The organism is Sulfitobacter sp. M85 (genome assembly GCF_029285915.1).
GTDB classification, from domain to species: domain Bacteria; phylum Pseudomonadota; class Alphaproteobacteria; order Rhodobacterales; family Rhodobacteraceae; genus Sulfitobacter; species Sulfitobacter faviae.
On sequence record NZ_JABECQ010000001.1, the window covers coordinates 15,981 to 29,686 of the forward strand.

A 13,706-nucleotide genomic window follows, 5' to 3' on the forward strand; every position below is an offset into this window, starting at 1 on the left:
TTTCGACCCGCGTTAACCGACGGGTTTACTCTTCGTTATATCTATAGCCGATGCCGTAAAGCGTCTCGATCGCCGAGAATTCATCATCCGCGCTGCGCATCTTCTTGCGCAGGCGCTTGATGTGGCTGTCGATGGTGCGGTCATCCACATAGACCTGATCATCATAGGCCACATCCATCAGTTGGTCGCGCGATTTCACGAAACCGGGGCGCTGCGCGAGGGCTTGCAGCAGCAGGAATTCGGTCACGGTCAGCGACACATCCTTGCCCTTCCAGCTCACCGCGTGGCGCAGCGGGTCCATCCGCAGATCGCCGCGTTCCATCACCTTGGTCTCTTCGGTATCGCCGACCTCATTGGTCTCGACCGCGTCTTGGCGGCGCAGAAGAGCGCGGATACGCTCGACCAACAGGCGCTGGCTGAAGGGCTTTTTGACGTAATCGTCAGCCCCCATGCGCAGACCCAGCACCTCGTCGATCTCATCGTCTTTGGAGGTCAGGAAGATCACCGGCATCGCTGTTTTCTGGCGCAGACGTTGGAGCAGATCCATGCCGTCCATACGGGGCATCTTGATGTCCAGCACCGCCATATCGGGCAGTTTCTTGTTGAAGGCGTCCAGCGCCGCTTGGCCATCGTTATAGGTTTCCACTTCGAAACCTTCAGCTTCAAGAGTCATCGAAACGGATGTCAGGATGTTCCTGTCATCGTCTACCAATGCGATCTTTGACATTGCCTGCTTCCTTATGCTGCTCAATTCGTTCTTATTTTTGGAGTCAGTGATCTCCAATATTCCAGATCGAATCAATCCTTAAGTGCGAATCGTGCCTCTGAGATGCACCAATTCCGTCATAATTTGGTTAGGAATGGCTAAATTGCCGCACTTTGACCGGCCCGCTCCAAGAGGAAGCCGGGGCCCCGCGCGCCGCATTGGGCCGGGTTCTAAGCGCTCGGAAACAAAGTTTTAGATGATGGCGCTAACTGTGACAAAGCTGCCTGTTCAACCAGAAAACGCCCGTGTTAAGAGGCTCTCAAGGCCCCCGACGCCCAGGGCAATTGCGCCCGCTCGGACACGTTCTGCGCTGCTCACGCGCTACCACAGGAGACATCATATGACATTTGGACGGGTAAACCCGCAGTTCAGCCTTGAGGATCAAAAGATCAGCGGGCTTGGCGATGTCTATTACAACCTGACCGAGCCTGCGCTGGTCGAGGCGGCATTGAAACGGGGCGAAGGCAGCCTTGGCAAAGGCGGGGCCTTCCTCGTGACCACCGGCAAGTTCACGGGCCGCTCGCCCAAGGACAAACACGTGGTCAAGACCGACAGCGTGGCCGAGAGCATCTGGTGGGAAAACAACGCCGAGATGTCGCCCGAGGGCTTCGACGCGCTTTACGAAGACATGCTCGCACATATGCAAGGCAAGGACTACTTCGTCCAAGACCTCGTCGGCGGGGCGGACCCCAAACATGCGATCAACGTGCGCATGGTTACCGAGCTGGCTTGGCATGGTCTTTTCATCCGCACCATGCTGCGCCGCCCCGATGCCGAAGCGTTGAAGGACTTCACCGCCGATTTCACCGTCATCAACTGCCCCAGCTTCCAAGCCGATCCGGCCAAGCATGACTGCCGCAGCGAAACCGTGATCGCGATGAACTTCGACCGTAAGATGATCCTCATCGGCGGCACCGAATACGCGGGCGAGAACAAGAAGTCGGTCTTCACCCTGCTGAACTACCTGCTGCCGGAAAAAGGCATCATGCCGATGCACTGCTCGGCCAACCACGCCAACGGCAACCCGGTCGATACCGCGGTTTTCTTCGGCCTCTCGGGCACCGGCAAGACCACCCTCTCCGCCGATCCCGAGCGCACGCTGATCGGCGATGACGAGCACGGTTGGTCCGACAATGGCACCTTCAACTTCGAAGGCGGCTGCTATGCCAAGACCATCAACCTCAACCCCGAGGCGGAGCCGGAGATCTACGCAACGACCTCCAAGTTCGGCACCGTGATCGAGAATATGGTCTTCGATCCCGACACCTTCGAGCTCGACTTCGACGACGACTCGCTCACCGCCAACATGCGCGCCGCCTACCCGCTGCACTACATCTCGAACGCAAGTGAGAAGGCCGTCGGCGGCCACCCGAAAAACATCATCATGCTGACCTGCGATGCCTTCGGCGTGCTGCCCCCGATCGCACGGCTGAGCCCGGCGCAGGCGATGTATCACTTCCTGTCGGGCTTCACCTCCAAGGTGGCGGGCACCGAGCGTGGCGTAACCGAGCCGGAGCCCACATTCTCCACCTGTTTCGGCGCCCCCTTCATGCCGCGCCGGCCCGAGGTTTACGGCAACCTCTTGCGCGAAAAGATCGCCCAGCACGGCGCCACCTGCTGGCTGGTGAACACCGGCTGGACCGGCGGCGCATACGGCACCGGCTCGCGGATGCCGATCAAGGCGACCCGCGCCCTGCTGAGTGCCGCCCTCGAGGGCCGTCTGGCGGATGCCGAGTTCCGTAAGGATCCGAACTTCGGCTTCGATGTCCCTGTCGAGGTGAACGGCGTCGCCGACATTCTGCTCGACCCGCGCCGCACTTGGGACGACCCGGAAGCCTATGACCGTCAGGCGGCAAAACTGGTCAAGATGTTCTCGGACAACTTCGAGCAGTACCTGCCCCATATCGACGACGACGTGAAAGCCGCGGCGATCAGCTGAGCCTTTCGCCAAGGATGAAACAGAAAGGGCCGCCCCTGTTGGGCGGCCCTTTTCGCATCTCACGCTCCGTAACCCTTAGCCTGCGAAAGTCACCTTCGCATCCAAAGGCATCTCGCGCAGGAAACTATCATCGACGCCGACGATATTGACCGAGGTCGACCGATCAACCGCCGCGATCAGGGCAAAGCTCTTATCCGGATAGCGCCCGGCCATCAGCAAACGTTTATAGGCCAAAGGCACCGGCGCGCCCCCCTCCTCCCGCGGGATTTCGGTGACCACCTCGTCCAAGCGAACGCCACAGGTCGCTTCGACCTCCCGAAAGGGGTAGTTCAGCATATTCTCGAACTCAGGCCCGCCCGGAAACAGCTTGATCGGCCGTCCTATGCTGCTGCGCGCGTTGGTCCAGCCCCACCATTGCGTGTAAAAGGATTTCTCCCCCACTTCGGTACAAATCCATCCATTGGGCGAATCGCGATACACCAACACATAGGGGCGCATGGCGCGAAAGGCTTCGCTTTCCAACTCACCCCGGCTCAAGCTCCACGCCTGCAACACGGCCTGAAGCATGGCAGAGCCACCGTCCCAGATCAGCGACAGAGGCTGCTGTTGTTGGTGAAAGGACCAACCGTTCGGCTCTTCATGCGAAAGGCGCAGCATGCCATCGGCATGGCGCGTTTTGCCATCCAGCCACAGCTTGCCCCGATCGAGAATATCGCGTGCCTCGGGCAAGGCTTCCAGGCCGACCTTGGTCAGGGAATAGCGGCGATTTTCGATGGTAAACAGCGGCGCGGCCATCGCCTCTTCCAACTGCTGGATATGTCGCCGTACCGTTTGCCGCGTGCTGGCCAATTCGGCGACCGCATGGCTGAGGTTCAAAGTATGCGCCAGCGTCACGAAAGAGCGCATCATCTCGAACAGAAGCGCCGGAGCGGGGTCCTTCTGCAAGGCTTGGGGCACGGGTGCGACCCGCTCAATATCCGACATATGCTGGTTCATAGGCAAGAGATGGTACATGAATCACCCGGTAACGCAACATAATCCATACAGCTAGGGTGAATTGGTTAACGCAAAGAGGCCAGAACTAGGCAATTGATCCTCAATACATTGCGGGTAGTGAATATATTGTACTCAACCTGAGGTATTGAACCATGTCCCACCCCGTAGACGTTCACGTCGGTCGCCGGCTCAAGCAGGCACGCACCCTGCGACGGCAATCCCAGACCGATGTGGCACGCGAACTCAAACTGTCCTTTCAGCAGATCCAGAAGTATGAAATCGGCTCCAACCGGATCGCCGCCAGCCGTTTGCATGAGCTGGCCCGTATACTGGATGTCACCCCCAGCTATTTCTTCGAAGGGCTTGACGATGACACCCCCGAGAGCAGAAACGACCCTTCTCTCGACATCGTAAGCGCCATCGGCTCTATCAAGGACGATGCCGTAAAGGCCCGAATTTTAACGTTTATTGAGGATGTTTCCGGCGTCACCGTGTCGCGGAAAGGCTGAACGCAGAAGTTCGTTTACGCACATACCGATAACAAACATACGGCTCATAACAACTGACCAGCGGCCAATACAGCCCGCGGCAAACTGATGCGCACCCGCTTTAAGGGCCGGTTAAAGGAACCGGCGTCTCCCACCTTTACGCGACCAGCGTTTCCGCCTTTTTCAAATCGACAGAAACCAACTGGCTCACCCCCTGCTCCGCCATGGTGACGCCAAAGAGCCGGTCCATCCGGGCCATCGTCACCGCATGGTGCGTGATGATCAGAAAGCGCGTGTCGGTCTGACGGCACATCTCATCCAGCAGATCACAGAACCTGGTCACATTTGCGTCATCAAGCGGCGCGTCGACCTCATCCAGCACACAGATCGGGGCCGGATTGGCGAGGAAGACGGCAAAGATCAGCGCCATCGCGGTCAATGTCTGCTCCCCACCCGACAGCAGGCTGAGGGTGCTCAGCTTCTTGCCCGGCGGCTGGCACATGATCTCCAACCCGGCTTCCAAGGGATCGTCGCTTTCGACCATCACAAGGTTCGCCTCACCGCCGCCGAAGAGATGGGTGAACAGCATCGAGAAATTCGCGTTCACCTGATCAAAGGCGGTCAGCAGCCGCTCCCGCCCCTCGCGGTTGAGGCCCGCAATGCCGCTGCGCAGGGTCTTGATCGCTTCTTCCAGATCGGCCTTCTCAGTCAGCAGCGCTTCGTGCTCTTCGCGTATCTCTTTCGCATCATCCTCGGCGCGCAGGTTCACTGCGCCCAAGGAATCCCGCTGCCGCTTGTATCGGTTCACGTCCTCTTCAAGCGTTTCCACCGGTGGAATCTGATCCGTCTCGACATCAAGCGCATCGCGCAGCGCCTCGGGCGTGCTTTGCCGTTCGTCCTGAATGCGCTCTGCCGCATGGGTCACCGTTTCACGGGCGGCATCGCTGCGGGCCTCGGCCCGGGCACGGGCCTCCCGCGCATCCGATGCCTGCCGCTCCGCGTCGCGCTCGGCATCCGTCGCGGCTTTCAAGGCGGCTTCCGCGGCGGCCAGCGTTTCCGTGGCATGGGCGCGGCGGGCCTCGGCAGAGGTGATCGCGCCTGACAGGTCTTCCCGCTTCGCCGCGATCTCCGCCGGAACGGCGCTCGCCTCAGTCAATTCGGCCTCCGACGCGGTCTTGCGCTCGACCAATTCAGCGCTGCGCTTGCCCGCCGTCTCCAAGCGATTTCGCCAGCCGCTGACCTCTTTCGCGACCTCTTGCAGCCGCCGTCTGCGCGCCTCGCCCTCGCGGCGCAATTCGTCATGGGCCGAGCGGCGCGACATCATGGTGATCCGCGACGCCTCGACCGTCATGCGGACATCCTCGACAGTCGCACGGGCGGCGGAAAGGTCATCCAAGCCCGCCAGCGTGCGCTCGGCGTCCATCACCTCGGCCCGCGCGGTGATCGCGGCTTCCTCATGGCGCTTCACGGCAAGGCCGAGGGATTCCAACCGGCTTTGGGCGAGGTTGCGATCCGCCTCTGCCCGACTTAACGCGCGGCCCGCCTCGGCGACCTGCCGGTCCGCATCGCGCCGCGCCTCGCGGGCCCGTTTGTCGGCCTCGGCCTGTTCGGCCAATTGCTGCTGGAGGGTCTCATGCGCCGCCCGCGCGGCATCGGCACGGGTGCTGGCCTGTTCCAACGTCTGTTTCAGGACTTCCAACCGGTTCAACTGCTGCAAGCGCAGCGCGGCGGCCGATGGCGCATCTTCGGCCATGGCACGGAAACCGTCCCACCGCCAGAGGTCCCCCTCCTTCGACACCAAGCGCTGCCCCGGCTGCAACTGCGCCTGAAGCTCAGCGCCCGCGTCGGCGTCAACGAGTCCGACTTGGGCCATCCGGCGCTCTAGCACCTGCGGCACGGTGACATGCTGTGTGAGCGGCGTCACCCCGGCGGGCAGTGGCTGAGGCGCCGGGTAGCTCGGCAAATGCGCCCAGCCTGAGGGGCGATCGGCCTCTACCTCAGGCGCGCGCAGGTCATCGGCCAAGGCCGCGCCGAGCGCTTTCTCAAAGCCCTGTTCCACCTGCAACCGGTCGAGAACCTGCCCGCCTTCGGCACTGTCACGCTCCACCAGCTTTGCCAGCGCGCCAACCTCGGCGCGCAGAGCCTTGGCCTCGCCCTCCGCCTCAGAGCGCTCCGCGTGGGCCTCAGCCTCGCGCGATTGCGTGTCGGCGCGAGTCTCTTCGGCAGCCAAAAGGGCGGCATCCGCCGCCGCCGAGGCGGTGACGGCAGCGGCTTCGGCCTTCTCAGCCGCCGCGAAATCTAGCCCGGCCTTGTCGAGGGTCGCTTGGCTTTGCGCCACCGCATCGCGGGCCTTGCGGGCCTCGGCTTCCGACTTTTCCAACGTCTTGCGGCTGTCCTGAAGCAGGCGTTCCGCCGAACTGTGGCGCGCCGCCAAACGGGCCACGTCTTCGGTCTGCTGCGAAAGATCGGCCTCGCGGGTTTGCAAGACTTCGGCTGCCTCCCGCGCAGCCTGTTCCGCCGCCTCAACCGCGCTGTCGTGCCCCTTGTCCGCCTTGGTGAGGTCTTCCGCTTCCTCTTCGAGCCGCGCGATCGTTTCTTCCGCGTCGCGATTCAGCCCGCCTTCGCGGTCGATATCGCGGGTCAGTTGGGCAATGCGGCCTGTCAGGGTTTCGATCAGCGACGCCGCCCGTGCCTCTTCCTCAGTCAACGTGTCGCGCTGCGTGGTCAAACGTTGCAGGATCGCAGTCGCAATCGCCTCTTCCTCGCGCAGGGGCGGCAAGGCGGCTTCGGCCTCCTCACGCCCTTCGGCCACGCGGCGCACCTGCGCTTCGGCCTCTGCCGTGGCGGCGATGCGGGCACGCAGTTCCCCCTCGGCTTTCGCACGCGCCTCATCGGCTTCGCGCCAGCGGCGATACAGCAGCAAGCCCTCGGCATTGCGCAATGCTTCGCCAATCTCACGATACCGCGCCGCCTGCCGGGCTTGCCGGGCCAGCGTGGCCAATTGCGCGGCCAGTTGTTCGACCACATCATCTACGCGGGCGAGGTTTTGCTCCGCCCCGTTGAGTTTCAACTCGGCCTCATGGCGGCGCTGATACAGCCCCGAGATGCCAGCGGCCTCTTCCAAAATGCGGCGGCGGCTTTTCGGCTTGGCGTTGATCAACTCGGCAATCTGCCCCTGCCGCACCAAAGCGGGGCTATGCGCCCCGGTCGAGGCATCGGCGAAAAGCATCTGTACATCGCGGGCACGCACATCCTTGCCGTTCACCTTATAGGCACTGCCCACGTCGCGGGTGATCCGGCGGACGATTTCAAGCGCGTCTTGCTCGTTAAACCCCGCAGGCGCGAGCCGGTCGCTGTTGTCTAGGTGCAGCGCCACTTCGGCGAAGTTGCGTGCGGGCCGGGAGGAGGCTCCGGCGAAGATCACATCTTCCATACCGCCGCCGCGCATGGCCGTGGGGCGGTTTTCGCCCATCACCCACCGTAGCGCTTCGAGCAGGTTGGATTTGCCACAGCCGTTCGGCCCCACGACCCCGGTCAACCCGTCGGAAATGACGAGGTCGGTCGGGTCCACAAAGCTTTTGAAGCCGGTTAATCTGAGTTTGGAAAAGCGCAAGTTAGCCCTGCCGTGATTGATTCTCGCCTGAGCGGCGAACTTGCCGTTTGGCATGGGTCCGAGTCAATCAAAAGCCCCAAGGGAGAGGGGGCGGTCGGCGGTTATCCACAAGATATTGTCTTGATCGGCGAGGTTGCCCTATCGGGCACGCGGTTGGATCGGGTCGATAGCACGCTTCGCCCATTCCGCGCCCCTCGCCCCATGCGATGCCGCAATACAAAGCCCGGGCTAATCACAATCCAACACCCCAAGCGCCAGCGCCTGATCGCCCAGAACCTCCTTCACCTCACAGCCGCTAACCAGTGCCATCGCGCGCCCGGCCCGCGCGCGGATGGGGCCAAAGCGCGGTGCGTATTGGGTGTTTACCCGCACCGCCTCTGCCCGCTCCCCTCGAACGCGGACATCGAACACCGACCCCTCCACGGTGATCCGCTGCGCTGGCAGCCCCCGAAACTCCCGACTGGGCGCCGTACAGGCCGCGAGGCTGAATAAGACTACAATGATAACGAGCAACCGCATGGCTCAACCCTGCCCCTGCAGAGTTAACAAAAGCCTAACGCAAAAGAAAAAGCCCCGGCGGGGCCGGGACTTTCAAAACTCTATAAAACGCTGGTTCAGTGCAGTTTGGCTTCGACTTGGGCGATGCCTTCGTCGATCAGCTTGTTGCCCTGTGCGGCGGTCATCTGCTTGGCGATCACGTCGCGCGCGGCGGCCACGGCGATGGTCACGGCTTGGTCGCGGACTTCCTTCACAGCGGCGGCCTCGGCCGAGCTGATCTGGTCTTTCGCGGCGGCCATGCGACGCTCAAGCGACTTGGCCATATCCGCCCGCGCCTGTTCGGCGGCAAGACGGGCGTCCTCCTTGGCAGAAGACACGATCCGGTCCGCTTGGTCCTGCACCTCTTTCTGCTTGCGCTCGTAAGAGGCCAGCAGGGTTTGCGCTTCTTCACGCAGGGCGCGGGCTTCTTCCAGCTCGGTCTTGATGCCGTCGGCGCGTTTGTCGAGCATGCCGATCAAAAGCGTTGGCACCTTGAAGTAAATCAGGATCCCAAGGAACAGCAGGAAGGCCAGCAACACGATGAAATCGGTGTTGCGCAGCGAAAAGAACGGCCCCGTGGCGGCAAGCGCCGGCGAAGCGGCGAGACCGGCGAGCAGGGTCGAAAGTGTCAGGCGCATGGATTTGGTCATGGCTTATCCTTTCATCCGCGCGTCGACGGCAGCGCTGACGGTTGCGGTATCGGCCGTGCCACCCAGAGCGGCGACGAGGGCCTCGGCGGTGTCCTTGGCAACGGCTTGTACGTTGTCCATGGCGCCCGCGCGAATTTCGGCGATGGCTTTTTCCGATTCCGCCACTTGCGCGGCAATCTCGGCATCGGCCTTGGCCATTTCGGCATCCAGATCAGCCTGCATGTCCGCTTTTGCCTGAGCCACGATCTGCTGTGCCTCGGCACGGGCGTCGATCAGGGCCTTGTCATAGGCGGCTTCGGCTTCCTGCGCCTTGACCTTGAGGTCTTCGGCAGCCGCGATGTCATTGGTGATGGTCCCTTGGCGTTCAGCCAAAACCGCACCGATACGAGGCAGAGCCACGCGCGACAGGATCAGGTAGGTGGCGATCAGCGCCAGGATCAGCCAGAAAATCTGGTTGCCCCAGTGATCGAAGTTCAGCTGCGGCATGCCCGGCGTTTCGGCAGCATGGGTCGCAATGCCGGTCGCGTCGGCCAGCCCGTCGCTGGTTGTTACAGTTGCCATCGTGGCTTCTCCTTGGAAACTTTGCCGTTACAGCCGGGCAGACACGGCGATGCGCGCCTGCCCGCTCGTAAGGATTACAGTTCCGAGAGCTTAGACAGCGAACATCAGCAGCAGAGCGACGAGGAACGAGAAGATCCCCAGAGCTTCTGCGAAAGCGATGCCGATGAACAGGGTCGCTGTCTGGCTTGCGGCTGCCGAGGGGTTGCGCAGTGCGCCGGACAGGAAGTTGGCGGCAACGTTGCCGACACCCAGGGCTGCGATGCCTGTGCCGAGACCTGCGATGCCTGCGCCGATATGTGCGAGTTGACCTTCCATTGGGGTATCTCCTTACGATTGGAAGTTAAAACTTTGACGGGAAGCCCCGCCGTTGTTGGGGTTGTTAGTGTGCGGGGTGCAGCGCGTCCTTGAGGTACACGCATGTCAGGATGGTGAAGACATAGGCCTGAATAAAGGCCACCAGCACTTCGAGACCGTACATCGCGGTGATCGCGACGACCGAAACCGGTGAGATGACAGCGATGGCGGCGAAACCGGCGAAAACCTTGATCACCGCGTGGCCCGCCATGACGTTGCCCGCCAGACGAATGGAGTGGCTGACCGGGCGCACGAAGTAGCTGATCAGCTCGATGATCGCCAGCACGGGGCGCAGGGCCAGAGGCGCCGAGGACACCCAGAAGAGGCTCAGGAACGCCGCGCCATTCTTGACGAAACCGACGACGGTCACGGTGATGAACACCGCCAGCGCCAGCACCACGGTCACCGAGAAATGCGCGGTGGGGGTGAAGGCTGTCGGGATCAGGCCGAGGAAGTTGGCCATGACGATGAACATGAACAGGGTCATGATATAGGGGAAGAACTTCAGCCCCTCTTTGCCGCAGATATCTTCGACCATCTTGTGGATGAAGCCATAGGCCAGTTCAGCCACCGACTGCATACGGCCCGGAACGACCGAGCGGCGCGCGCTGCCCAGAACGAGCATCGCGAAAGTGGCCAGAACCGCCAGCGCCATCCAGAAGGTCGCGTTGGTGATGGTGTACCAAGCAACGGAAGCATCGTCGCCAAAGAGCGGCGATACGATGAACTGGTCCATCGGGTGGAATTCCAGACCGCCTGTTTCAGCGCCGTGTGTCTCTGTTGCCATCTCAGGCTCCCTCGTCCTTGCCCGAATGGGGCGTATCCTGTTCGGCCGGTTCGGCCTGTTGTTTACCCTGGATTTCCTCAGCGGTGCGGAGCATCGTCTTCACCCCCGCCGCAAGGCCCAGCATTACAAATAGCACCATGAAGATGGGCAGCGTGCCAAAGAGCACATCAAGCCCGTATCCGATGCCGAAACCGATCCCAAGACCGGCCACAAGTTCGATCACCATTCGCCATGCCATATTGGCCTGCGAGTAATGTTCATCCGCCCGGGGCTTGGGTGCGCCGCGTTCTTTCGCAGCCGCCAGTCTGGCCTCAAGCTGCTCCATCTGCTGCCGTTGGTCCGGGCTGGTCACACCAAATTCCCCTTAGGAATATCTGCTGCGGTGCTACTGTCAGGGCGGGTTAGAGTCAACAACCTTGGCCGCCGCGGGTTTTTATTCGTTTACAAGGGCTTACGGTAGGCGGAGCCCGCTGGCACTTGAAATGGGCCCGGCAAATCCCACGGAAATCGCGCCGAAGGGTTATTCAACTCAGCGGTTAAGTTAGCCGCAATGCCCGCTTTCGCCTGTGCGCGCCCCGCGCTATTCAAGCGTATGACCCAAGACCTCGATCAGGTGTTTGCCGCCCTCGCCGACCCCACACGTCGCGCCATCCTCGCCATGCTGCTGGAGGATGATATGGCCGTGACCGATGTCGCCGAGCCCTTCGAGATGTCGCTTGCGGCGATCTCGAAACATTTAGGCGTGCTGACAGCGGCGGGGCTGATCAGTCAGGAAAAGCGGGGGCGGGTGAAATGGTGCAAACTGGAACCGGATGCGCTGCGCGATGCGTCGGTTTGGATGCAGGGGTTCGGGCAATTCGAGCCGGTGAACCTTGATGCCTTCGAACGTTTCTTGGAGATCGAACTGCCTGAGGGCGGCGAAGGCGAGATGCGCTCAGGGTCAGAGTAGGTGAAGATTATATAGATAGAGTGATCCCCCCTTGCCACGAGGTAAATAAGACAAGGGGAGGATCAATCGACGGTCAGATGACGCCGAATGCGAAACGCAAAATAGCCAAAACCACGACGATCAACCCGATCAGGTAAATAATACTACGCATGGTGGTGTCCTTCACTGTTAATTCACGCCCCAACGCCGGGCGTCGCGCTTAGGTTCCGCCGATTCCGCAACTTTTTGAATTTTTTATGACTTTTCTTCGCCATCCGCGCGCAGCAGCAGCGAAAGCGCGAGGATCGTCAGCAGCACCCCGCCCCAGACCAGCGCCCCCGGCAGGGCATTGCCAAAGCCCAACTCCCACAGGATTACCCAGCTGGGCGTGAGATAGGTATAGGCCATGACCTTGGCCGAAGGCAGCCGCAGCACCGCGAATTGCAGCAGAACCACCGTGGCCGCCGTGGCGAAGACCGCGGCATAGAGGATGGTGATCCAGACCAAGGCACGCAGCGCGCTCCAATCGGTCGCGCGGAGGTCTTCCCAGCCGTAAAGCCCCAAAAGCACCGTGCCCGCCAACAGGGTGCCAAAGGTGAACATCACCGCGCTTTCTCCGCGGTTCAGCCGCCTTACCATGGGGGTATAGAGCGCGTGGCTGATGCAGCCGACGAAATAAATCGCCTCCCCCCGCCCGATGTCGAAGGCCAGAAGCGCCGAAAGGTCGCCGCGAAAGATCACCCAAAGCGCCCCCGCCCCGCCGATGGCCAGTGCCAGCGCCATCCGCCCTGTCATAACCTGTCGCATCAGCAGCCACGCGAAACCCGCCGCCATGACCGGCACGAGGGTAAAGACCGCCGCCGCGGCCACCGGGGGCGCGGTCTTCAGCCCTTCAAACATCAAAACGAAATAGAGCGTGAACAGCCCCGCCAGCACGAAGTAGCGCCAAGGCGCTGCAAAGCCCGCGCGACTGATATCGCCCCGCCCCCATGCCAAAGCCCCGACCAAAACCGTCGCCAAGGCAAAACGCACGGCGTTCAACGCCGTCGGCGTGATCTCATTCGCCACCTGCGACCCGAGCGAGAACGACCCGGCCACCAAAGCCGAGAAGCAAAGCATCGCCAGATGCCCCTGCGCCGAGGCGCTTATTCGGGACATGCGACCGCTTCCTCGGCATGTTCCTTGAGGAACCGCAGCACCGCCTGCACCTTGCTGGTGCGGTGTAGATCGACATGGGTGACCAGCCAAAGCGCACTGCCCCAATCGGGGCGCGGCGCGTGAATCTCGACCAATTGCGGATCGTTGCGCCCCATGGCGGCGGGCAGGCCGCCGATTCCGGCCCCGGCCCGCAATGCCGCCTCCATCGCCGCGCCGCTGGTGCTGCGCCATGTCACGCTCTCCTCTGGCACCGTAGACCAGAGCCACTTGTGATAGGGCGCGCGGCTGTCGCGGTTGTCGGCGGCGATGAAACGATGCTTGTGGTAATCCTCCGGCCCCTGCGGGATGCCGTACTGCGCCACATAATCTCGGCTGGCATAGGCGCCCACCGCCAGTTGCGCATAGGGCTGCACCACATTGTCGGGCTGATCCGGCGCGGCCCCGGCACGGATGGCGACATGCGCCTCGCCATATTCCAGCCGGAACAAGCGGTCTCCGATCAGATAGCGCACCACCAGTTCGGGGTTCTGGCGTTGGAACTCGGTCAGCAAGGGCGCAAGCTGCGGGGCGAGGAAATCGAGCGAGGTGATTACCAACTCCCCCGAAACATCGCTGCCGCGCCCTTTGATCCGCCCGGCCAACTGGCTGAACTGATCGTCGGTCGCCCGCGCCACCCGCAGAAGGTCCTCCCCCGCTTCGGTGGCCGTGTAACCGCGGGCATGGCGCTGAAACAGCTTCACGCCGAGCCGCCCCTCCAGCGCGTCGATATGGCGGATCACGGTGGCATGGTGCACGCCCAGCACCTCTGCCGCGCCGCTGACGGTGCCAAGCTGGGCGACCTGATAGGCGGTCCTGATTTCATCCCAATTGTCCATTGTTCACCTCGCCTTCCCGACTTGTGCATTTACGAACATGGTAACGTTCATTCT

At 62.0% G+C, this 13,706-nt stretch carries 14 protein-coding genes; 3 read left to right on the top strand and 11 right to left on the bottom strand.

Going from position 1 to position 13,706, the window contains the following annotated elements; translation table 11 throughout:
• Window positions 1-25 precede the first annotated feature (25 nt).
• The gene (locus HKX24_RS00100; RefSeq protein ID WP_067260621.1) at window positions 26-727 is read right to left on the bottom strand and encodes a response regulator transcription factor; all 702 of its coding nucleotides are present in this window, start codon (window positions 725-727) and stop codon (window positions 26-28) included.
• Between the two features lie 379 nt (window positions 728-1,106).
• Here HKX24_RS00100 and HKX24_RS00105 point away from each other — a divergent pair, with 379 nt between their 5' ends.
• The gene (locus tag HKX24_RS00105; protein WP_271692399.1) at window positions 1,107-2,705 is read left to right on the top strand and encodes a phosphoenolpyruvate carboxykinase; all 1,599 of its coding nucleotides are present in this window, start codon (window positions 1,107-1,109) and stop codon (window positions 2,703-2,705) included.
• Window positions 2,706-2,780: 75 nt separating this feature from the next.
• On the opposite strand, the gene HKX24_RS00110 is transcribed toward HKX24_RS00105, so the two are convergent.
• On the bottom strand, window positions 2,781-3,689 hold the full coding sequence (locus HKX24_RS00110; RefSeq protein WP_271692400.1) for a LysR family transcriptional regulator: 909 nt from the start codon (window positions 3,687-3,689) through the stop codon (window positions 2,781-2,783).
• A gap of 164 nt (window positions 3,690-3,853) precedes the next feature.
• Here HKX24_RS00110 and HKX24_RS00115 point away from each other — a divergent pair, with 164 nt between their 5' ends.
• Entirely contained in the window at window positions 3,854-4,210 is a 357-nt protein-coding gene (locus tag HKX24_RS00115; RefSeq protein WP_271692401.1) for a helix-turn-helix transcriptional regulator, read from the top strand.
• A gap of 136 nt (window positions 4,211-4,346) precedes the next feature.
• Here HKX24_RS00115 and smc read toward each other — a convergent pair whose 3' ends face one another.
• The 7 genes from smc to HKX24_RS00150 all read right to left on the bottom strand — a co-directional run bounded on the left by smc (window position 4,347) and on the right by HKX24_RS00150 (window position 11,043).
• A complete protein-coding gene (gene smc, locus HKX24_RS00120) occupies window positions 4,347-7,802 on the bottom strand; it encodes a chromosome segregation protein SMC (RefSeq protein ID WP_271692403.1) in 3,456 nt (1,151 codons plus the stop codon).
• A gap of 228 nt (window positions 7,803-8,030) precedes the next feature.
• Window positions 8,031-8,321 carry a hypothetical protein gene (locus HKX24_RS00125; protein WP_168613455.1) on the bottom strand — a complete coding sequence of 97 codons (291 nt, stop codon included), beginning with the start codon at window positions 8,319-8,321 and terminating at the stop codon, window positions 8,031-8,033.
• A gap of 95 nt (window positions 8,322-8,416) precedes the next feature.
• Complete coding sequence (locus HKX24_RS00130) at window positions 8,417-8,977, bottom strand: F0F1 ATP synthase subunit B (protein WP_168613456.1); 561 nt, start codon at window positions 8,975-8,977, stop codon at window positions 8,417-8,419.
• A 15-nt stretch (window positions 8,978-8,992) separates the two neighbouring features.
• A complete protein-coding gene (locus HKX24_RS00135) occupies window positions 8,993-9,550 on the bottom strand; it encodes a F0F1 ATP synthase subunit B' (protein ID WP_136720208.1) in 558 nt (185 codons plus the stop codon).
• A gap of 90 nt (window positions 9,551-9,640) precedes the next feature.
• A complete protein-coding gene (locus tag HKX24_RS00140; RefSeq protein ID WP_007118046.1) occupies window positions 9,641-9,865 on the bottom strand; it encodes a F0F1 ATP synthase subunit C in 225 nt (74 codons plus the stop codon).
• Window positions 9,866-9,929: 64 nt separating this feature from the next.
• Window positions 9,930-10,691 carry a F0F1 ATP synthase subunit A gene (locus HKX24_RS00145; RefSeq protein ID WP_067260637.1) on the bottom strand — a complete coding sequence of 254 codons (762 nt, stop codon included), beginning with the start codon at window positions 10,689-10,691 and terminating at the stop codon, window positions 9,930-9,932.
• 1 nt (window position 10,692) lies between these two features.
• Entirely contained in the window at window positions 10,693-11,043 is a 351-nt protein-coding gene (locus tag HKX24_RS00150) for an AtpZ/AtpI family protein (protein WP_067260640.1), read from the bottom strand.
• Window positions 11,044-11,283: 240 nt separating this feature from the next.
• Here HKX24_RS00150 and HKX24_RS00155 point away from each other — a divergent pair, with 240 nt between their 5' ends.
• Window positions 11,284-11,640: a metalloregulator ArsR/SmtB family transcription factor gene (locus HKX24_RS00155; protein ID WP_271690001.1), complete on the top strand. Its 357-nt coding sequence runs from the start codon at window positions 11,284-11,286 to the stop codon at window positions 11,638-11,640.
• A gap of 234 nt (window positions 11,641-11,874) precedes the next feature.
• On the opposite strand, the gene HKX24_RS00160 is transcribed toward HKX24_RS00155, so the two are convergent.
• Both HKX24_RS00160 and HKX24_RS00165 read right to left on the bottom strand, forming a co-directional pair.
• On the bottom strand, window positions 11,875-12,777 hold the full coding sequence (locus tag HKX24_RS00160; protein ID WP_271692404.1) for a DMT family transporter: 903 nt from the start codon (window positions 12,775-12,777) through the stop codon (window positions 11,875-11,877).
• Window positions 12,765-13,652, bottom strand: a complete 888-nt coding sequence (locus tag HKX24_RS00165; protein WP_271692405.1) for a LysR family transcriptional regulator — start codon at window positions 13,650-13,652, stop codon at window positions 12,765-12,767. The genes HKX24_RS00160 and HKX24_RS00165 overlap by 13 nt, the downstream gene beginning before the upstream one ends.
• Window positions 13,653-13,706 lie beyond the last annotated feature (54 nt).